The organism is Sphingomonas sp. 3-13AW (genome assembly GCF_049311085.1).
Taxonomy (GTDB): domain Bacteria; phylum Pseudomonadota; class Alphaproteobacteria; order Sphingomonadales; family Sphingomonadaceae; genus Sphingomonas.
Genome location: NZ_JASNVZ010000010.1, coordinates 65,927 through 85,083, shown reverse-complemented (window position 1 = coordinate 85,083; position 19,157 = coordinate 65,927). Strand labels below are relative to the sequence as shown.

General features: G+C 67.1%; 20 protein-coding genes. 10 read left to right on the top strand and 10 right to left on the bottom strand.

The genetic code is table 11. The features are described 5' to 3' along the window. Positions 1-23: 23 nt before the first annotated feature. From obgE to lptG, 7 genes are all read left to right on the top strand, one after another. On the top strand, positions 24-1,070 hold the full coding sequence (gene obgE / locus QP045_RS12340) for a GTPase ObgE (protein WP_422515288.1): 1,047 nt from the start codon (positions 24-26) through the stop codon (positions 1,068-1,070). 18 nt (positions 1,071-1,088) lie between these two features. After that, complete coding sequence (proB, locus tag QP045_RS12335) at positions 1,089-2,207, top strand: glutamate 5-kinase (RefSeq protein WP_422515287.1); 1,119 nt, start codon at positions 1,089-1,091, stop codon at positions 2,205-2,207. Beyond that, entirely contained in the window at positions 2,204-3,109 is a 906-nt protein-coding gene (locus tag QP045_RS12330; RefSeq protein ID WP_422515286.1) for an SDR family oxidoreductase, read from the top strand. Before proB ends, QP045_RS12330 begins: the two co-directional genes overlap by 4 nt. A gap of 69 nt (positions 3,110-3,178) precedes the next feature. Beyond that, entirely contained in the window at positions 3,179-3,424 is a 246-nt protein-coding gene (locus tag QP045_RS12325) for an acyl carrier protein (protein WP_422515285.1), read from the top strand. A 73-nt stretch (positions 3,425-3,497) separates the two neighbouring features. Continuing rightward, on the top strand, positions 3,498-4,760 hold the full coding sequence (spt, locus tag QP045_RS12320) for a serine palmitoyltransferase (protein WP_422515284.1): 1,263 nt from the start codon (positions 3,498-3,500) through the stop codon (positions 4,758-4,760). A gap of 88 nt (positions 4,761-4,848) precedes the next feature. Further along, on the top strand, positions 4,849-6,051 hold the full coding sequence (gene lptF / locus QP045_RS12315; RefSeq protein WP_422515283.1) for an LPS export ABC transporter permease LptF: 1,203 nt from the start codon (positions 4,849-4,851) through the stop codon (positions 6,049-6,051). Continuing rightward, on the top strand, positions 6,048-7,145 hold the full coding sequence (gene lptG / locus QP045_RS12310; RefSeq protein ID WP_422515282.1) for an LPS export ABC transporter permease LptG: 1,098 nt from the start codon (positions 6,048-6,050) through the stop codon (positions 7,143-7,145). Before lptF ends, lptG begins: the two co-directional genes overlap by 4 nt. Before the next feature lie 103 nt (positions 7,146-7,248). Here lptG and QP045_RS12305 read toward each other — a convergent pair whose 3' ends face one another. Further along, a complete protein-coding gene (locus tag QP045_RS12305; protein ID WP_422515281.1) occupies positions 7,249-8,337 on the bottom strand; it encodes a fatty acid desaturase family protein in 1,089 nt (362 codons plus the stop codon). Positions 8,338-8,509: 172 nt separating this feature from the next. Here QP045_RS12305 and QP045_RS12300 point away from each other — a divergent pair, with 172 nt between their 5' ends. Beyond that, positions 8,510-9,664, top strand: a complete 1,155-nt coding sequence (locus tag QP045_RS12300; protein WP_422515280.1) for an N-acetyltransferase — start codon at positions 8,510-8,512, stop codon at positions 9,662-9,664. A gap of 44 nt (positions 9,665-9,708) precedes the next feature. Here QP045_RS12300 and QP045_RS12295 read toward each other — a convergent pair whose 3' ends face one another. Continuing rightward, the gene (locus tag QP045_RS12295) at positions 9,709-9,993 is read right to left on the bottom strand and encodes a hypothetical protein (RefSeq protein WP_422515279.1); all 285 of its coding nucleotides are present in this window, start codon (positions 9,991-9,993) and stop codon (positions 9,709-9,711) included. A 259-nt stretch (positions 9,994-10,252) separates the two neighbouring features. Here QP045_RS12295 and QP045_RS12290 point away from each other — a divergent pair, with 259 nt between their 5' ends. Further along, a complete protein-coding gene (locus QP045_RS12290; protein ID WP_422515278.1) occupies positions 10,253-10,777 on the top strand; it encodes a DUF1697 domain-containing protein in 525 nt (174 codons plus the stop codon). Positions 10,778-10,790: 13 nt separating this feature from the next. Here QP045_RS12290 and QP045_RS12285 read toward each other — a convergent pair whose 3' ends face one another. The 7 genes from QP045_RS12285 to QP045_RS12255 all read right to left on the bottom strand — a co-directional run bounded on the left by QP045_RS12285 (position 10,791) and on the right by QP045_RS12255 (position 18,016). Next, entirely contained in the window at positions 10,791-11,546 is a 756-nt protein-coding gene (locus QP045_RS12285) for a transporter (RefSeq protein ID WP_422515277.1), read from the bottom strand. A gap of 35 nt (positions 11,547-11,581) precedes the next feature. Continuing rightward, positions 11,582-12,352, bottom strand: a complete 771-nt coding sequence (gene xth / locus QP045_RS12280) for an exodeoxyribonuclease III (protein WP_422515276.1) — start codon at positions 12,350-12,352, stop codon at positions 11,582-11,584. A gap of 9 nt (positions 12,353-12,361) precedes the next feature. Further along, positions 12,362-12,721, bottom strand: a complete 360-nt coding sequence (gene erpA, locus QP045_RS12275; RefSeq protein WP_422515275.1) for an iron-sulfur cluster insertion protein ErpA — start codon at positions 12,719-12,721, stop codon at positions 12,362-12,364. Positions 12,722-12,805: 84 nt separating this feature from the next. Continuing rightward, a complete protein-coding gene (locus tag QP045_RS12270; RefSeq protein WP_422515274.1) occupies positions 12,806-13,990 on the bottom strand; it encodes a M23 family metallopeptidase in 1,185 nt (394 codons plus the stop codon). A gap of 110 nt (positions 13,991-14,100) precedes the next feature. Beyond that, a complete protein-coding gene (locus tag QP045_RS12265; protein WP_422515273.1) occupies positions 14,101-14,892 on the bottom strand; it encodes a ferritin-like domain-containing protein in 792 nt (263 codons plus the stop codon). After that, positions 14,889-15,350 carry a peroxiredoxin gene (locus QP045_RS12260; RefSeq protein WP_422515272.1) on the bottom strand — a complete coding sequence of 154 codons (462 nt, stop codon included), beginning with the start codon at positions 15,348-15,350 and terminating at the stop codon, positions 14,889-14,891. The genes QP045_RS12265 and QP045_RS12260 overlap by 4 nt, the downstream gene beginning before the upstream one ends. Continuing rightward, positions 15,347-18,016 carry a bifunctional [glutamine synthetase] adenylyltransferase/[glutamine synthetase]-adenylyl-L-tyrosine phosphorylase gene (locus QP045_RS12255; RefSeq protein WP_422515271.1) on the bottom strand — a complete coding sequence of 890 codons (2,670 nt, stop codon included), beginning with the start codon at positions 18,014-18,016 and terminating at the stop codon, positions 15,347-15,349. The genes QP045_RS12260 and QP045_RS12255 overlap by 4 nt, the downstream gene beginning before the upstream one ends. Before the next feature lie 161 nt (positions 18,017-18,177). On the opposite strand from QP045_RS12255, the gene QP045_RS12250 reads away from it, so the two are divergent. Then, positions 18,178-18,306, top strand: a complete 129-nt coding sequence (locus QP045_RS12250; RefSeq protein WP_422515270.1) for a hypothetical protein — start codon at positions 18,178-18,180, stop codon at positions 18,304-18,306. 135 nt (positions 18,307-18,441) lie between these two features. On the opposite strand, the gene QP045_RS12245 is transcribed toward QP045_RS12250, so the two are convergent. Further along, the gene (locus tag QP045_RS12245; RefSeq protein ID WP_422515269.1) at positions 18,442-19,074 is read right to left on the bottom strand and encodes a sigma-70 family RNA polymerase sigma factor; all 633 of its coding nucleotides are present in this window, start codon (positions 19,072-19,074) and stop codon (positions 18,442-18,444) included. Positions 19,075-19,157 lie beyond the last annotated feature (83 nt).

Here is a 19,157-nt window from a genome sequence, read left to right as displayed (position 1 = left end):
CGCGTCGACGTAAAGGCGGCCCCATGCATTTTCTCGACCAAGCCAAGATTTTTGTTCGCTCTGGAACGGGCGGCCCCGGCGCCGTCGGCTTCCGGCGCGAAAAATACATCGAATATGGCGGCCCCGACGGCGGTGACGGTGGCAAGGGCGGCGATATCATCTTCGAAGCCGTCGCCGGCCTGAACACGCTGATCGACTTCCGCTACACCCAGCATTTCCGCGCGCCGCGCGGCAAGGGCGGCTCGGGCCAGAACCGTACGGGCGCCGGCGGGGACGACCTGGTCATCAAGGTGCCGGTCGGCACTCAGGTGATCGCGGAGGACAAGGAAACGGTCCTGATGGACTTCACCCGCGCCGGGCAGCGTGAGGTGTTCCTGCGCGGCGGCGACGGTGGCCGCGGCAATGCCAGCTACAAGACCTCGACCAATCGCGCACCGCGCCAGCACGGAACCGGCTGGCCGGGCGACGAGGCCTGGGTCTGGCTGCGCCTGAAGCTTCTCGCCGATGTGGGCCTGGTCGGCCTGCCCAATGCCGGCAAGTCGACCTTCATCAACGGCGTCACCAATGCTAAGGCGAAGGTCGGCGCCTATGCCTTCACCACGTTGCGGCCGCAGCTGGGCGTCGTCAGCCACAAGAACCGCGAGTTCGTGATCGCCGACATTCCCGGCCTGATCGAGGGCGCCGCGGAAGGCGCAGGGGTCGGCGACCGATTCCTCGGCCATATCGAACGCTGCCGCGTGCTGCTGCATCTGGTCGACGCCAACGATGCCGATGTGGCGGAAAGCTACCGGATCGTACGCGACGAGCTGGAAGCATATGGCGCCGGCCTGGTCGACAAGCGCGTGATCGTCGTCCTCAACAAGATCGACACGCTGGACGACGAGCTGATCGCCGCCCTTTCGGCCGAGCTGGAAGAAGCAAGCGGCGCACAGGTCATCCCGATGTCGGGCGCCAGTGGCGTTGGCGTCGACTGGGTGCTCGACCAGTTGATCGAGATGCTGGATCCGGACAGCCCGAAGGTCGAGGAAACCGACGAGGGCGAGGAGCCGATCGAATGGTCTCCGATCTGACGCGCACGGGCTAGCCCCATGTCGCTCTTCTCCCCCGCCACCTGCCCGCGCCTGGTAGTCAAGGTCGGGTCCGCGTTGCTGGTCGACGCGGCCGGCGCGATCCGGCGCGACTGGCTGGCGGGGCTGGTCGCGGACATCGCCGAACGCCACGCCGCCGGCCAGCAGGTGGTCGTCGTTTCCTCTGGCGCGATCGCGCTCGGGGCCCGGCGGCTGGGTCTCCCGAAGGGCGGCCGCGCCAGCCTGGAGGACGCCCAGGCCGCCGCCGCGACCGGACAGATCGCGCTGTCGGGCGCCTGGGCCGAGCTGCTCGGCGCACAGGGGCTTTCGGCGGCGCAGCTGCTGGTGACGCTCGACGATCTCGAGCAGCGGCGGCGGTATCTGAACGTCTCGGCGACGCTCAGCCGGCTGCTGACGCTGGGCGTAGTGCCGGTCGTCAACGAAAATGACAGCGTTGCGACCGAGGAAATCCGCTTCGGCGACAACGATCGCCTGGCGGCGCGCGTCGGCCAGGCGGCAGGAGCCGATGGCGTGGTGCTGCTGTCCGACATCGACGGGCTCTACGACCGCAACCCCACCCATGACCCGGATGCACGCTTCATCGAGCGGGTCGAGCGGATCGACGCCGCGATCGAGGCGATGGCCGACACGCGCTCCGCCTCCGGCATGGGATCGGGCGGCATGGTGTCCAAGGTCCAGGCTGCCAGGATCGCGACCGCCGCCGGCGCGCACCTCGCCATCGCCTCTGGCCGGGTCGAGCGGCCGCTGTCGCGCTTTGCCGAAACCGGCCGCGGAACCGTCTTCGTCGCCCGCCCCGCCCAGCCTGCGCGCAAGGCGTGGCTTCAGGGTCGGCTGATCGCCTGCGGCACCATTCACATCGATTCGGGCGCCGCCCGCGCACTTCAGGACGGCCGCAGCCTGCTTCCGGCCGGCGCCACCCGGATCGAGGGCAGCTTCGCCCGCGGCGACCTGGTGATGATCCTGGACGAGAGCGGCCAGCCCATCGCTCGCGGCTTGAGCGAATATGACGCGGACGAAGCGGTCCGCATCGTCGGCCGTCGCAGCGAGGAGCTGGAAGCGATCCTGGGCCATGCCCCGCGCGCGGCGCTCGTGCATCGCAACCATATGGTCGTGGCGTGACCACGCTCGCGATTACCGGCGCCACCGGCTTCGTCGGCCGCCGCACGCTCGCACTGGCGCTGGAGGCGGGACATAGCGTCCGCGCCCTCACCCGCCGGCCGCAGCCGCCCCAGGCCGGCGTCACCTGGGTTGCGGGCGCGCTCGACACCCCTGCTGCCCTTGGCGAGCTGGTCGCCGGGGCCGACGCCGTGATCCACATCGCCGGCGTAGTGAACGCACCCACGCCGGAGGGTTTTACGCAGGGCAACGTCGAGGGCACCCGCGCGGTACTCGCGGCGGCCGAAGCAGCTGGCGTCGAGCGTTTCGTCCACGTCTCCTCGCTCGCTGCACGGGAGCCCGGGCTTTCCGACTATGGCCGCTCCAAGGCCGGCGCGGAGGACGCAGTCCGCGCCTCCTCCCTGGCCTGGACGATGGTGCGGCCGCCGGCCGTCTATGGTCCCGGCGACCTGGAGATGCTGGACCTGTTCCGGATGGCGCGGTTCGGCGTGGTGGCGATGCCGCCGGCGGGCCGCCTCTCGCTGATCCACGTCGACGACCTCGCGGGCCTGCTCCTCGCCTTGGCCGACCGCGATACCGGCCGCGTCGTCTACGAACCCGACGACGGCACGCCCGGCGCCTGGACCCACGCGGGCTTTGCGCGCGCGATCGGCACCGCCGTCGGCCGGCGTGTGCTGCCGATATCGCTCCCGGCCGGATTGCTGCGACTGGGCGCGCGGATCGACCGCATGGCACGCGGGCCCAAGGCAAAGCTGACGCCGGACCGGGCCGCCTATATGGCGCATCCCGACTGGACATCTTCGCTCGACGCACGTCCCCCGGAAGCGTTATGGCGCCCCCGGATCGCGACCGCCGACGGTCTCGCCGCCACCGCGGCATGGTATCGCGAGCACCGGCTGCTATAGAGCGCCAAAATCGTGCCGGATTTCTGCGCCACGCCGTGCAGGATCCGATCCATCTGCAAAGGACGCCCTGTGAGCGATCGCGCCGCCATCTTCGAAACCGTCTCCCGCCTGATCGAGCCGTTCAACAAGAAGGGCGTGGCGCTGAGCGAAACCACGACCTTTGCGGGGGATCTCGAATGGGACAGCCTGACCGTGATGGACTTCGTCGCCGCCGTCGAGGACGAGTTCGACATCCTCATCACGATGAACATGCAGGCTGAGATCGAGACCGTCGGGCAGCTCACCGACGCCGTCGCCAAGCTCAAGCAGGACTAAGTTCGAAAGGACGGGTCGGGCGCCGTGCATGCGCCTGCACCCGACCTGCACGAACGGTGCCAGGAAAGTACAGATGACCGAAGCCGCCGCCACCCAGCACCAGCTCCCCGTCGACCCGCCCGAGGTCGAGGCGGAGCGTGACCTGATGAGCAAGTTCGACGGGTTGATCGCCGAACGCCAGGCGCTGCTCGACAGTGGGGTGACGGACCCGTTCGCCATCGTCATGGACCAGGTTAAGTCGCCGACCGAGGCAGTCATCGCCGGTCGCGACACGATCCTGCTCGGCACCTACAACTATATGGGCATGACGTTCGACCCGGACGTCATCCAGGCCGGCAAGGACGCGCTCGACCAGTTCGGCTCCGGGACCAACGGCAGCCGCATGCTCAACGGCACCTTCCGCGACCATATGGAAGTTGAGCAGGCACTGCGCGATTTCTACGGGGTGTCGGGGGCGATCGTGTTCTCGACGGGCTACATGGCCAATTTGGGCATGATCTCCACGCTCGCCGGCAAGGGCGAGTATGTGATCCTAGATGCCGACAGCCACGCCTCGATCTACGACGGCTGCAAGCAGGGCAATGCGGAGATCGTCCGCTTCCGCCACAACGACATTACCGACCTCGACAAGCGCCTCGGTCGCCTGCCCAAGGAGGCCGGCAAGCTCGTGGTGCTCGAGGGCGTCTATTCGATGCTCGGCGACGTCGCCCCGCTCAAGGAGATGGTCGCCGTCGCCAAGAAGCATGGCGCGATGGTGCTGTCCGACGAAGCGCATTCGATGGGCTTCTACGGGCCGAACGGCCGCGGCGTGTACGAGGCGCAGGGCTGCGAGGGTGATGTCGATTTCGTCGTCGGCACCTTCTCCAAGTCGGTCGGCACCGTCGGCGGCTTTTGCGTTTCGAACCACCCGAAGTTCGAAGCGATCCGTCTCGCCTGCCGCCCCTATATCTTTACCGCCTCGCTGCCGCCTTCGGTCGTCGCGACCGCGGCCGTCTCGATCCGCAAGCTCAGCCAGGCGCACGAGAAGCGTGCACGCCTGTGGGAAAGCGCACGAACGCTGCACGCCGGCCTGAAGGAGATGGGCTTCCGCCTCGGCACCGAGAATGCGGATTCGGCGATCATCGCGGTGATCCTGGACGACCAGACCCAGGCGGTCGCGATGTGGCAGGCGCTGTTGGAAGGCGGTCTCTACGTCAACATGGCACGCCCGCCCGCGACCCCGGCCGGCACCTATCTGCTGCGCTGCTCGCTCTGCGCGGAGCACACGTCGGAGCAGATCCAGACGATCCTGGGCATGTTCCAGGCCGCCGGCAAGGCGGTAGGCGTTCTCGGCTGATGGACCGGGAGGGGCTGGCGCGAGCCGGCCCCTTCGTTATAGCTCGGGACTTCCGCTTCCAGCCCCTCAAAGGTATGCCGCGCCCCGCATGAAGTCGATCGATCGCTACATGGCGCGTCTCATCGCGGTGCCGCTGTTCTCGACACTCGTCATCGCGGCGATGCTGCTGGTGCTCGACCGCATGCTGCGGCTGTTCGACTTCGTTGCGTCGGAAGGCGGACCGGTCAGCGTCGTGTGGCGGATGCTCGCCAACCTGCTGCCGGAATATCTTGGCCTCGGCATTCCGATCGGCCTGATGCTGGGCGTGCTGCTCGCCTTCCGCAAGCTTGCCACCACCTCGGAGCTCGACGTGCTGCGCGGCGTGGGCATGAGCTATGGGCGGTTGCTGCGCACCCCCTATCTCTACGCGATCGCACTCGCGCTGCTGAACCTCACCATCGTCGGCTTCGTCCAGCCCTGGGCACGCTATAATTACGAGGGCCTGCGGTTCGAGCTGCGCTCCGGTGCGCTCGGCGCCTCGATCAAGATCGGCGAGTTCACCAACCTCGGCAACCGCATGACGCTGCGGATCGAGGAGAGCCACAAGGGCGGCGCCGAGCTGTCCGGCATCTTCGTGCGCGTGGCGCCGCCCAAGGGTGGCTGGGTCGCCGCGACCGCAGAGCGCGGCCAGTTCCTCGCCACCGACGACCCCAACACGATCATCTTCCGCCTGACCAACGGCACCCTGCTGCACGACCAGCCGGGCTTTCGCGCGCCGCGTGTGCTGAGCTTCACCTCGCACGACCTGCCGATCGACCTGCCCAAGTTCGGCAACTTCCGCGCGCGCGGGGGTCGCGACCTTGAACGGACGCTGCCGGAACTGGCGATCATCGGTCGCGATAAGGGGCAACCTGCAGAGACCCGAGCCAGTGCGCGTGCGAACTTCCACTTCCGCCTGGTAGAGGTCGCGACGATGTTCCTGCTGCCGATGCTGGCGCTGGCGCTGGGCGTCCCGCCAAAGCGATCGAACTCGGCGCTGGGGGTGTTCCTGTCGATCGTGATGATCGTCACCTATCACAAGGTGAACGAATATGCGGAGGCGTTCGGATCGCTCGGCCGGATCGATCCGCTGATCGCGCTGTGGGGGCCGTTCCTGATCTTCGCGGGGCTCGTTTTCTGGATGTACTATACGATCGCCTATGTGCCGGGCGGGCAGCCGATCGGTGCGCTTGAAAAGGCGTTCGATAAGGGGCTGAAGGCGCTGATGAGCCGCCTGCCAGGGCGCCGCCGCAAGCGTGGGGCGGCCGCATGAAGCTGAACTCGCCTTTCCCGTCCAAGACGATCGCGCTCTACATGGTGCGGCTGTTCCTGGTCCGCACCTTCGGCATCCTCGCCGCGCTCGTTCTGGTGCTCCAGGCGCTCGACTTGCTGAGCGAGAGCGCCAAGATCCTCGCCTACCCCGGCAACACCGACGCGCAGGTCTGGCAGTATGTGTCGCTGCGCATGCCGCAGATCATCGCGCGCTTCCTGCCCTTCTCGGTGCTGCTGGGCACGATCCTGACGCTGATGCAGCTCAACCAGAACAGCGAGATCATCTCGATGAAGGCGTCGGGATTGTCGGCGCACCAGGTGCTGGCACCCCTGCTGGTGGCAAGCCTCGGCGTCGCGGCGATCTCCTTCCTGTTCAACGACCGCATCGTCTCGCGCGCGACCGCGACCCTCACCCAGTGGGAACGGGTCGACTATGGTGCCGTGCCGGTCGACAGCGGCACCCGCAGCAACGTCTGGGTACGCGACGGCGCCAACCTGATCCGGGTCGAGCGCATCGACGGCCGTGGCAATGCCGCCGTGCTCAACGACATCACCGTCTACGAGCGTCGGGGCGGCCGGCTGCTGTCGATCCTGACTGCCAAGCAGGGCCGCTTCAACGGCCGCGAGTGGCGCGTGGACGGCGCCGTGCGCTTCAACGTCGCGACCGGCGAGGTGAAGTCGCTCGGCACGCTGCACGCCGCCTCTGGCGTCCGGCCCGACCAGTTCACCCTCGCCACCGTGGATCCCGACAGCCTGTCGTTCGACGCGCTGCGGGAGGCGATCGCCGACCTCAACGCCGCCGGCCGTCCGACCAAGGCGCTGGAGGGCGCGCTGTGGCACAAGCTGTCGAGCCCCTTGTCGTCGGTGCTGATGCCGCTGCTGGGCGCGGTCGCCGGTTTCGGTGTCGCCCGCTCCGGTCGGCTGTTCGTCCGCGCCGTGATCGGCATGGGCCTGGGCTTCGCCTATTTCGTAGCCGACAACTTCGCCCTCGCGATGGGCAATCTGGGCGCCTACCCGCCCTTCCTCGCGGCATGGGCGCCGTTCCTCCTGTTCCTGCTCATCGGCGAACTGGTCCTCATCCGAACCGAGGAGTAGCGAGTTCGCCGCCTCCCGGGCCGCGACAGCAGCCCGAGCAGCGACAACGAAAAAGGGCGGCCCCGGTGGGACCGCCCTTTTTCCTGTTCTGCGATCGACTGCCTCAGCGGCGAACCATCGTGCTCCGCCCGATCCGATGCATGAGGCCCAGGGCGCTTCGGTAGCTCGCCTTGTGATAGGGCGACTCCTGCTCCAGCACTTCGCTCAACCGGCGGTGCGCCTCACCCAGCGCGTGGTACGGCAGGCTCGGCAGCAGGTGGTGGAGTGCGTGGTAGCGCAGCCCCACCGGGGCCCACAGCGCCGGCAGGAGCCCCGGCGGCGGTACGTTGACCGAGTCCAGATACTGGGCGGTGACGGTCATCTGCTCGCCCTCATTCTCCCACAGGTGCGCCACCAGCGTGCGAACCTGGTTGAGGAGCGCCACGGCCGAACCGATGCCCAGGCCGATGAGGAAGCCGCGCATCGGGATCACGCCGGTCGCGACCATCGCCAGAAGGCCGATCGCCCAGACGCTGGCAGCGGCATCGAGGCGGTCGAACAGCACCCGCTGCTCGCCGGCCGGAATGCGGCGACGGAAGGACGGGTTGATCGACAGCGACGAATAGCGTGCAATCACCAGGTCGCGTAGCTTGGGCGAAAGCCACGACAGCGGCGACAGGATCGCGAAGCGGATCAGCAGCCCGATCGGCGCCAGCAGCGAGACGAGGATGAACACCGGCAGCGTCCACGGCTTCATCAGCGCGAGCGGCAGATATTCGGGATCGTCCGCCGTGCCATAGCGCGTCTTGGCATGGTGCAGGTTGTGCACGCCCTCATACATGAAGGACGGCACCATCATCGGGATGCCGGCGATCAGGTTCCAGCCGAGCCGGAAGCCCGGCAGGGCTGCATGCTTCATGTGGCTGACTTCGTGGATGAACAGCAGTGCGCGATAGAGCGCCAGCACCGACACCGCCGCTGCCACCACCATGAGCGCTGTCGAGGGCGCGAGCACCGCTGCGACGAGCGCGCCATAGCCCACCACTGCGGAAGCGATGAGGTCGCCCCAGTAGAGCGCCGGTCGCGGTGCGCTGAGGTCGCGCGTCAGATCGGCCGCGGCGCGCAGCATCGTCTTGTCGTCGACGATGCGCAGCTTGGGCTCGGATGCGCGGGCGTCCGCCGCATCACGCGAAAAGGTGAGCGTGGGTTCCATGGCCTGTTCCATTGCCCAGAGATAGTGGCGACAGCGTGGCATTTACAGGCACCTGCCCACTGCCGGTGATGACTTGAATCAATCACAGTTACGACCGTAGGCGATCCGTCCCCTCGCCTTCGACCACTGCCGAAGCTACATGCGAGCCATTCATCTTCTTCCGGAGGCATGTGTGGCCACCCAACCAACGATCCGTCCTGTCCAGTCCCGGGCGGACCGCAAAGCATTCATCGACTTGCCGTTCCGCCTCTATGCCAAGGATCCGAACTGGGTACCGCCGCTCAAGAGCGAAGTGGCGGGCATGATCGATCCCAAGAAAAACGGCTGGTTCAGCCATGCGGAGGTGCAGTTGATGCTGGCCGAGCGCGACGGCAAGATCGTCGGGCGCATCTCTGCACATCTCGACACGCTCGCCCTGACCATGCCCCCGGAGCAGGGCTTTGGTCCGGGCGTCGGCTTCTGGGGCATGTTCGAGGCAGAGGATGAAGCCACTGCGCAGGCGCTGATCGCAGCCGCGGAGGCGTGGCTGCGCGCCAAGGGGATGACCCGGGCGATCGGCCCCGTGAGCCTTTCCATCTGGGAAGAACCGGGCCTGTTGGTGAAGGGGCATGATCACAGCCCGACGGTGCTGATGGGCCACCACCTCCCGCAATATCAGGGCTGGATCGAAGCTGCCGGCTATCAGCCCGCCAAGCAGCTCATCACCTATGAACTCGACATCACGCAGACGTTTCCGCCGATCATCAACCGCGTGATCCAGTCGGGCGAAAAGAACGCGCGCATCCGTATCCGCAAGGTCGACAAGAGCCGCTTTGCCGAGGAAGCGGCCGTGATCCTGGCTATTCTCAACGATGCATGGTCAGACAATTGGGGCTTTGTGCCGCTGACGCAGCCCGAAATCGATGACGTCGGCAAGAAGCTCAAGCCGATCGTATTCGAAGACCTGATCCGGATCGCGGAACTGGATGGGGAACCGGTCGCGTTCATGATCACGCTCCCGGACATGAACGAAGCGATCAAGCCGCTGAACGGTTCGCTGCTGCCGTTCGGCTGGGCCAAGCTGCTGCTGTGGCTCCGCAAGCCGAAGGTCCGGACGATGCGCGTGCCGCTGATGGGCGTGCTCAAGCGACTGCAGTCGTCGCGGATGGCGAGCCAGCTCGCCTTCATGATGATCGAATATATCCGGCGGGACGCGATCGCCCATTATGGCGCAAGCCGGGGCGAAATCGGCTGGGTCCTGGACGACAACCAGGGAATGATCGCGATCGCCGATGCCATCAACAGCAAGGTCAATCGCATCTACCAGGTCTATCAGCGAGACCTGTGACGGCGGTGCCGGGGGCGGGCCCTGCCCCCGGCGATCACCGGGACTTAGTGCTTCAGATAGTCGAGCGGATCGTAGCCGTCGCGCAGCCACTGTTCACGGGTTGCGCAATATTTGTGGGGCAGCAGCGAGCCGGTAATCCTCGTTTCGGTGCAATAGCGCGTCTCCTTCTTCTTCTTGGCGACCTGCGTCGAAGCCGACGTGTCCACGCTCCCGGCGGGTGCGACGAGGGTCGGCGCCGGGACCGTGCGCGGCTCGGCGAAGGCAGGCGCCGCGACAGTTGCGACGCCGAAGACCAGGGCAGCAGCAGCGGCAACAACACGAATGGTCATGATCGTTTCTCCTTGAACCAGCAGCCAATCGGCTAACGAACAAGGCAGTGCATCATGCGTGCCAAACACTCGATTACTGTATTTTCAATAGCTTAGCTGATGCCGATTTCTATGATGGCACGGCTTGCCGCCGAACGGTGGCGGTTTTTACTGACTGATGGCGAAACACGCCCGGTCGGCCGTTCGCAATGCCCGGCCCCGGACACTGGCCGTGCGCGGGCGATTTGCTATCCTGACGGGGCAACAGCAGCAGGTCGTAATGCCGAGCTACATCGCCCTTTTACGTGGGATCAATGTCGGTGGTCACCGACGGGTGCCGATGGCCGATTTGAGGACGCTGGCGGAAGAAGCCGGGTTCGCAAATGTCCGAACCTATGTGGCTAGCGGGAACCTGGTCCTGGCCAGCGACGCCCCCGGGTCGACCGTGGAGACCGTCCTTGAAGAAGCAATCGAGCGGCGCTTCGGCTTTGCCGTGGATGTGGTCGTCCGGAGCGCCTCGCAGTGGTCGGCCTATCTGGACGCCCACCCTTTTGCCGAAGAGGAGGAACGCGAGCCGAACCTGGTCATGCTCTGCATCGGCAAACAGCCCGCCAGCCCGGACGATGCGGCGGCGCTACGGGCTCGCGCCAACGGCCGGGAGCGCGTCGAGCTGCGAGGAGACGCCCTGTGGCTCTATTTCGGGGACGGCGCCGGCCGTTCCAGGATGGGGACTGGCCCCGGCAAGGGGATCTGGACGACCCGCAATCTGCGCAGCGTCCGGAGCATCGCCGCAATGCTCGATTAGCGGCGAAGGCTCGCTAGAAGCGCCGGGCGATCCCGGCGTAGAGGCGCAGGTCGGGCGTATCGTGGTTCAGCCCCACTGCCGTGCCGACGTCCAGCTGCGTGTCGTCGTTCGTCATCCACGCAAGCGAAAGCCCGCCGCGAACATAGGTCGCCGGCTCCAAGGGGTCGTCGTCTCGCCGCACTTCGCCTTCAAGCGACGTTGTGAGCGCATCCGTGAGCGCCACTTCCAGGCCGATGATGTTGCCATAGGCCAGATGCCGGCCATGCCCGTCCTCGTCGACCTCGCCGGCGACCTCCGACGTGAGCTCCAGCGTCACGGTGTCGCTAAGCTCGTGGGATAGCGGCACGATCAGGCTCGCGGCCCAGTCGCCGCCGCCGATCGGCTGGCGCCCGACAGGGAGGGTCAGCGACGGCTGCACTGCCCAGGAGAAACCGGAGCCATCGGGATTGGCGAGGTTGACCCGAGCGCCAAGCGTCACGTCACCGACGCGGTCCTTGCGCTCCGTTTGGCCCAGCAGCCGGTCACGCGTCACCGCACGACCATAGGGCTGCCACTCCAGCTGCAATTCCGCCCGGTCACTGACGCCGAAGCGCAACAGCGTGTCCGCGATCAGGAGGGTATCGCTACGCTCCTCGGCGCTGCGGTCATGCTCCCAGTCCGCGAAGGCAGTCTCGACGGACAGCTTGCCCTTTTCCATCACGCAAGGGTTCTCGCCCAGGCTGGGCCGGGTGGGGCAATACTCGCGTGCTTGTGCCGCAAACGGGCTCAACAAGGCTGCCGCAGCTACGGCGCAGCCGAGATGCCTCACCGCAATCGGACCCAGGTGGGTGCGTGATCGCTGGCCTTCTCACGACCCCGATAGTCCTTGTCGACGCCCGCGTCCTGCAACCGGTCGGCGGCAACCGGGCTCAGCAGCAGGTGGTCGATGCGGAACCCCGCGTCGCGCTGCCATGCGCCGGCCTGATAGTCCCAGAAGGTCCACACTCCACCCTTGGGAAAACGGGTCCGAAGCGCGTCGGTCCAACCCTGCGCCAGCAGCGCACGATAGCCCTGCCGCGATTCCGGCTGCATCAGCGCGTCACTTGCCATAGCGCGCACGGAATATACATCGTCGTCGTTCGGGATGACATTATAATCGCCTGCCAGCACCACCGGCCGCTCCTCCCCGAGCAGCGCACGCGCGTGCCTGGACAGGCGCTCGATCCAGCGCAGCTTGTAGTCGAACTTCGGGCCAGGCACGGGGTTGCCGTTGGGCAGGTAGATCGAGGCGATCACCACCCCGTCGACCTCCGCCTCCAGATAGCGGCTATGCTCGTCCTCAGGTTCCCCCGCGAGCCCGCGGTGCCGCTCGATCGGATCGACGCCCTTGGCGAGCACGGCCACGCCGTTGAAGCCTTTCTGTCCGTGCCAGACCGCGCCATAGCCGGCAGCGCGGATCTCAGCCTCCGGGAAGGTCTCGTCGCTCGACTTGAGCTCCTGCAGGCACACGACGTCGGGCGACTGCTCGGCAAGATACTCCAGCAGGCGCGGCAGGCGCGCCTTGATGCCGTTGACGTTGTAGGTGACGATGCGCACGCTTGGGCGTCAGATCGAGAAGCTGGTGCCGCAGCCGCATCCGGACGCGGCATTGGGATTTTCGACCTTGAACGCTGCGCCGCCCAGCGATTCCACGAAGTCGACCTGCGCTCCGCGGACGAGATCCAGGCTCATCGAATCGACGACCAGCCGGACGCCGTCCGTCTCGGTCACGCTGTCGTCGCCTTCCGGGCCATCGGCCAGGCCGAACCGATATTGAAAGCCGGAACAGCCGCCGCCCTCGACGGAGAGACGCAGGACGGCGGGCTTGCCCTGCCGCTCCGCAATGGCGGCGACGCGCGCTGCGGCGGAGGGGGTCAGTCCGACCGCGGGGGCGGGGACGACGTCGGAAACAGGGTTGGTGGCCATTGTGTCGAGATAAGAGGTACGGGGGCCATCGGCAACCATGCGGTCGCCGTGGCCCCTCTCCTCTCCGTCTCTGAAATCAGGGTATCAGTTCGCCGGGCCGCCGACGCCCAGCTGGCGGTTGCGCGCTGCGCGATCCTGGGCCGCGAGCAGCTGGTCACCCGCCTGAAGATAGGGGATCGGGTTCACTGCGGCGCCGTCGACGCGAACCTCGTAATGGAGGTGGCTGCCGGTCGAACGACCGGTGGAGCCCATCAGGCCGATCAGCTGACCGCGACGCACGCGGCTGTTCGGGCTCACCAGGATCTTGGAAAGATGGCCGTAACGGGTCTGGATGCCCTTGCCATGGTTCAGTTCGACCAGGTTGCCGTAGCCGCCGGCGCGCTGCGCGCGGCCGACGATACCGTCGGCGGTCGCGTAGACCGGCGTTCCCACGGGTCCGGGAAGATCGATACCGGCGTGCATCGCGGCGGTGCCGCGGAACGGGTCGGAGCGAACACCGAAGTTGCTGGAAAGCTTGATGTTGTCGACCGGCTGGAGCGACGGGATCGCGATCGCCGCCTGCTCGAGCGTGTCGAGCTTCTTCCAGGTCATGAACAGGTTGCGGAACTGGGAGTCCGCCTCGTTCGACGCGGTGGTGATCGCAGCCGCCTCGGCCGCGCTCACCGGCTCATACGGGCCGCCGACTGCCAGCTTTTCCGGGCGAAGACCCAGCTTGCGGAGCTGTTTGCTGGCTTCGGCATAGCGCTCGGCAGCAACCTTCTGCGCCTGCGCTGCCAGCATTACCTGGCGCTGCTCGACGCGATGAAGCGGTGCGGTGACGCTGGCGACGGCCTTGCTGCCCTGCGGCAGCGGCGCGAGTGCGGCGTCGGCGAGAGCTTCGGGATCCCCCTCGCCCGTCAGCACGGCCGCGATCATGGCCTGGCGATGATCGATGCGTGCGGCGTGCGCGGCAGCGACTTCGCGGATCTCGGCGACGTTCGCCTGCATGACCCGGATCTGGTGCTGCATCTCCGCGACGGTGGCCGCATCGCTGGAAGGCTTGGTCAGGCCGGCGGCGACGGCGGTGTCGACCGCCGCGTTCGCAACGCCATAGCCGGAAAAGCCGAGAGTGAGGGCAGCAAAGGCCGCAGCAACCGCTTGAGTTCGCGCTGCAATCCGCACGCGGCGCTGCGTACGGCCATCGTGCAGGATGAAATCGCGAAACGTAAAGAAACGGCGGAACCGCTTCGAAAGTGTAGCGTTAGCTGAGACGACGTTGCTGATATTCATAGTGAGTTCGGCGATCCATGCTTTCGCGAACGGCGCTACCCGTTCGCGATCCATCGATGTCGCAGCTGCAGCCCCTCCGCGCCTTGACGTCCGTTGGTTGACCCGACGGATCAGCTTTCTGCAAGCGGTAGGTAATAATCCCGCGTTAGACCGGCATGGGCGCGCGCTGAATCGTTGAACGGCGGCTTAATGGACCCGCGAAAATGAAGCCGGACCAGCGCCTGCCAATGCGGCGCAGGGATGATTCGGTCGGTTTTACAACGCGCTTGGAACCATTTCGTGCCAGCAAAAACATGCCGGATTTCATCGGTGTAGATGCGGTGCAGGATGCGGGCGGTGGGCTCATCGCCGGCGATCCGTGCGCGCTCGACTGTTGCCGGCGTAACGTCTAGCCCGCGCGCTTCGAGCACCATCGGCACGACCGCGAGCCGGGCCAGCGCATCGTGCGCGGTATCGGTCGCAGAGTCCCACAAACCGTCGTGCGCGGGCAGCGCGCCATAGTGGCTGCCAAGCTGGCGCAGCCGGCGTTCGAGCAGCGCGAAATGCATCGCTTCATCCGCCCCGACGCCGATCCAGTCGTCGATGAAGCCGCGCGGGAACTCGCCACCAAAACGACCCGCTGCGTCAAACGCAAGGTCGATCGCGACGAACTCGATGTGCGCCAGCGCGTGGAGAAGGGCGATCCGGCCATGCTCCGAACCCCGCCCGCGCTTGGGCATGCGGTTGGGCGGCAGCAGTTCGGGACGCTCCGGCCGCCCGGGCCGGTCCGGCATCACCACGTCGAATTCAAACGCCAGCGCTCCGCGCTTCCACGCGCGTGCCGTCGCGCGGGCCGCTTTCACCTTGGCACGCGGGTCTGCGAGTTCCAGGACTGCCCGGCAGGCCTGCGCGATGCTCGTCACCCGGCGGTCTTCAGTGCCCGAGCCGCCGTCAGCACCGCCTCCGCATGGCCCGGTACCTTCACATTGCGCCACGCCTGCACCAGCCGCCCGTCGGCGTCGAACAGGAAGGTCGCTCGCTCAATCCCCATGTAGACGCGCCCGTAGAGCTTCTTTTCGCCCCAGACGCCGAACGCCTCGCACGCCGTGCCGTCGTCGCTGGCGAGCCGGACGGCAAGATCGTGCTTGGCGATGAAGCGCTCGAGCTTGGCGGGCGGGTCCTTCGACACGCCGATCACCTCGACGCCCAGTTCCCGGAACTGCGGCGCGAGGTCGCCAAAGTCGATCGCCTCCCGCGTGCAGCCGGTCGTGTCCGCCTTGGGATAGAAATAGACCACCGCCGGCCGCACCGTGGACAGGTCAAAGCGGGTACCGTCGCTCCCCGTCAGCGTCACCGCCGGAATCGCATCACCCTGGTTCATGCCCTGTCCTCTGCTCCGCTTACCTTTGCCCATGCGGCGGCCACCCGTTGCCGCGCCGCATCGAGCGAGGCAACCGCGCTGTCCCAATCCGCCTGCCCCAGCGCCTGGGCAACCAGGGCCCGGGACGCCGGCGGCGGCAGCTGCGCATCGGGGGCGACCAACCGCATCGTCACCAGCGCCCGGGTAAGCAGGGCGTGCGCCTCTACCATGCCCTGGGGAAGCAGCCCCTCTGCTTCGAGCGCAGCCGTCGCGGTGGGCAAATTGGGGGAAAAGCCAGTGCGGTGAACGAGTTGCTGGGCATGCACCGCAAACTCCAGGTCGACGAGCCCCCCCGGCGCGAGCTTGACATCCAGCGGCCCGCCACCCGGCTTGTGCAGCGCAATCTCCGCCCGCATTTCCCGTGCCTCGGTCACGATGTCGCGCTCGGGCCGGTCGCCTTCCAGGACGCCGCGGATAATCCCGGCGACCTGTGCACGCGCCGCCTCCGATCCGAACACCGGCCGCGCCCGCGTCAGCGCCATATGCTCCCAGGTCCAGGCACTCTCTCGCTGGTAGCGGGCGAACCCTTCCAGCGACACGACCAGCGGCCCCTGCGCGCCCGAGGGCCGCAGGCGGGTGTCGATCTCGTACAGCGGCCCGGACGCGGTCGGGACGGAGAGCGCCGCGCTCACCCGCTGCGCGAGCCGATTATAATAGAGCACCGCCCCGAGAGGCTTCGGGCCATCGGATTCCGCGCGGTAGTCGCCGGTGAAGAGATAGACGAGGTCGAGATCGGACGCATGGGTGAGCAGCCCTCCGCCGAGCCGCCCAAGCGCGACGATCACGAGCTCGCTGTCCGGCACGTGGCCATGCTGCGCAGCAAATTCCGCGACGGTAGCCGTGACCAGCGTGTCGATGGCAGCCTCCGCCACACGGGCATAGCCTGCCGCGACCGTCAGCGGATCGCTGGTTGCCGCGATGATCTGCGCGCCCAGAGCAAAGCGCTTTTCGCCGACGACCGCGCGAACATGGTCGAGGACAGCCTCATAGGACGCGCCCTTCTCCCGCGGTGCCATCTCGGCCGCGAGTTCGGCCACCTCCCCCACCGGCTCCAGCGCGCTTGCGTCCATCAGTCCGTCCAGCAGCGTGGCCCGCCGGGAGAGCGCTTCCGCGAGCGTGGGGGCGTGACACAGGATGGCACTGAGCAGCCGGGCCAGCGCCGGCTGCGCCTCGAGCAGCCGGAACAGGTTGATGGCGCTGGGCAGCCGCCCCAGCATCCCGTCCAGCCGGATCAAGGCCTGATAGGGATCGCTGGCCGTGGCCAGGCTGGCGAGCATGCCGGGCAGGGCCGCCTCCAGCGCGGTCCGGGCGGCGGGGCTGCGCAGCGCGGGATAGCGACCGCTGCGCCAGTCGGCGATCCGTCGCGTGGCCTGGTCGGCAGGGTCGAAGCCAAGTTCGCGCAAACGCTCTTCCAGCAGCTGCGCGTCCGCGGGCACGGCCGGCCGGTCGGTGGCACCCAGCGTGTCATAGACTGCGGCAACCGCATCCACGTGCGGCCGCAGGAGGTCGAGGAGCGCGGCGCCGTCATCGAGCCCGTGCAGCCGGGCGACATTGTCGAGCGCCTCCCGTCCTTCCGGCAGGCTGTGCGTCTGGCGATCGTCGACCATCTGCAGCCGGTGCTCGATGGTGCGGAAAAGCGTGTAGCCCTGCGCGAGCGTGGATGCCTGCTCGGGCGTGATCCAGCCGGCATCGGCCAGCGCGGCGAGGGCATCCAGCGTTGCGGGTGCCCGCAAGCTGCGGTCGCGGCCGCCGTGGATCAACTGGTGAACCTGGGCGAAGAACTCCACCTCCCGAATCCCGCCCCGCCCGCGCTTGAGGTCGAAGCCCGGGCCGAACGCCTGTCCCTGTGCGTAATGATCCCGGATACGGCCTGTGATCTGGCGGATCTCGGCAACCGCGCCGTAATCAAGCGCGCGGCGCCATACGAACGGGCGGAGGGCGACCAGGAAACGCCGCCCCAGCGACACATCGCCGGCCGCTGCACGAGCGCGGATGAAGGCGGCGCGCTCCCACGGCAGTGCCTGCGATTCATAATAGCTGATGGCGGCGCCGACCGGCAGCGCGATCGGCGAGGCTTCCGGGGCGGGTCGCAGCCGAAGATCGACGCGAAGGACATAGCCGTCGCCGTCGCGCGCCTGGAGCAGTTCGGTGGCACGCCGCGCGATCTTGATCGCCGCCTCGTCCGGCGTTTCCCCGGCACGGTGCGGCAGGGTCGCGCGATCGAACAGGAGGATCGGATCGATATCCGAGGAATAATTCAGCTCCCGGCTGCCCTGCTTTCCCAATGCGATCGCCGTGAAACCCAGGACGGGCGCACCCGGCGTACGCTCCTCGATCGCCGTGCGGATCGCGGTATCGAGTGCCTGGTCGGCAAATGCGGAGAGCAGCCCGGTAACGCGCCTGAGGTCAAAGGCACCGGACAAGTCGCCCAGCGCCACCAGCAGTGCCACCCGTCGGCGCTCGATCCGGAGCCGTCGCGCGACGGGCATCTCGACATCGTCGACACGGGCATGCGCGATGGGATCGTCGAGCCACGCTCCGTCGAGCAGCGCCGCCTCTTGCTCAAGCAACCGCGCGAGAAACGGAGAGTGCGCACCGGCACGTCGGATCGCCGAATTCAGGTCCATGCAAGCACTCCTGCTTCGGTTGGTGACACCCCCGCAACGACAAAAGCGCGCGAAGAAAGCAACAAAAATCAATATGTCGAGTTGTTAGCGCGATGATTACTTCGTCACCCCGGCAAGCCGCAGAAAGCGGAACCGACGCGAGCAAGTCGCGGGGGGTCGTGGTGCGTCCCCCTCGGCCCCAGGATGCGATCGGAAACGCACTGCGCGACAGCTTTGATGGCGCACCCGCATTGCCGGACGAGTTCGACGGATACATCCACCTGCTCGACCGGATGACCAGCAGGCACTGACCCGAGCGGGTCTCAGTACCAACGCATCGGGTCGGCGAACCTCCCGCGAAATAGGTAGGATCAGCACCGCGCTGGCTTGGACTTTCAGGTCCTCGCCTTCGGGGTGTGTCTCGATTGTTGCCGCTCAGCCTCCGATCAGCGGTCTCGGCTGAGTTCCTGAACCTCGCCCATGATCGCCTCGAGCGCGGTCTGGTCACCGTTGCCGGGGTGCGACGCGCGGGTCGGCAGCTGGCCTTCGGTCAGCAGCGCTTCGAGCGCAACGCGGCCGCGGGCGACGCGGCTCTTGATCGTGCCGACGGCGACGTTGCAGATCTCGGCCGCTTCTTCATAGGCGAAGCCGCCTGCGCCGACGAGGATCAGCGCCTCGCGCTGGGGCTGCGGCAGGTGGAGCAGTGCGCGCTGCATGTCCGAAAGCTCGACATGCCGGTCCTGGCTCGCCGGTGCGGCGAGGATGCGGTCCGCCACCAGATCGTCCCACTCGCCCTTGAAGCGGGCGCGGCGCATCTGCGACAGATAGAGATTGCGCAGGATGATGAAGGTCCATGCGCGCATATTCGTGCCGGCCTGGAACCGCTGACGCGCAGCCCATGCCTTCAGCAGGGTTTCCTGCACCAGATCGTCTGCCAGATCGCGACTGCCGGAAAGCGACCGACCGAAGGCGCGCAAGTGCGGGATGACCTGCGCCAGCTGCTTCTTGAACTCAGGGTCGGACAGGGCGACGTGCTCGATCGCGTCAGTCTGTTCGCCCGTAACTTCCGGTTCAGTCATGAAAATCCGATCGGTCTGCGGCCGCACATCCACGGCAGCGCCATATTGCCAACATAAGGGGTGCGCCCACTGATTGCCAGCGG

Excerpts from the sequence above, each read along its gene's own strand:
- QP045_RS12255 (WP_422515271.1), bottom strand. The coding sequence starts at position 18,016 with ATGGACCTGAATTCGGCGATCCGACGTGCCGGTGCGCACTCTCCGTTT.
- QP045_RS12270 (WP_422515274.1), bottom strand. The coding sequence starts at position 13,990 with ATGAATATCAGCAACGTCGTCTCAGCTAACGCTACACTTTCGAAGCGG.
- proB (WP_422515287.1), top strand. The coding sequence starts at position 1,089 with ATGTCGCTCTTCTCCCCCGCCACCTGCCCGCGCCTGGTAGTCAAGGTC.
- QP045_RS12245 (WP_422515269.1), bottom strand. The coding sequence starts at position 19,074 with ATGACTGAACCGGAAGTTACGGGCGAACAGACTGACGCGATCGAGCAC.
- lptG (WP_422515282.1), top strand. The coding sequence starts at position 6,048 with ATGAAGCTGAACTCGCCTTTCCCGTCCAAGACGATCGCGCTCTACATG.
- QP045_RS12295 (WP_422515279.1), bottom strand. The coding sequence starts at position 9,993 with ATGACCATTCGTGTTGTTGCCGCTGCTGCTGCCCTGGTCTTCGGCGTC.
- QP045_RS12290 (WP_422515278.1), top strand. The coding sequence starts at position 10,253 with ATGCCGAGCTACATCGCCCTTTTACGTGGGATCAATGTCGGTGGTCAC.
- obgE (WP_422515288.1), top strand. The coding sequence starts at position 24 with ATGCATTTTCTCGACCAAGCCAAGATTTTTGTTCGCTCTGGAACGGGC.
- QP045_RS12260 (WP_422515272.1), bottom strand. The coding sequence starts at position 15,350 with ATGAACCAGGGTGATGCGATTCCGGCGGTGACGCTGACGGGGAGCGAC.
- lptF (WP_422515283.1), top strand. The coding sequence starts at position 4,849 with ATGAAGTCGATCGATCGCTACATGGCGCGTCTCATCGCGGTGCCGCTG.
- QP045_RS12305 (WP_422515281.1), bottom strand. The coding sequence starts at position 8,337 with ATGGAACCCACGCTCACCTTTTCGCGTGATGCGGCGGACGCCCGCGCA.
- spt (WP_422515284.1), top strand. The coding sequence starts at position 3,498 with ATGACCGAAGCCGCCGCCACCCAGCACCAGCTCCCCGTCGACCCGCCC.
- erpA (WP_422515275.1), bottom strand. The coding sequence starts at position 12,721 with ATGGCCACCAACCCTGTTTCCGACGTCGTCCCCGCCCCCGCGGTCGGA.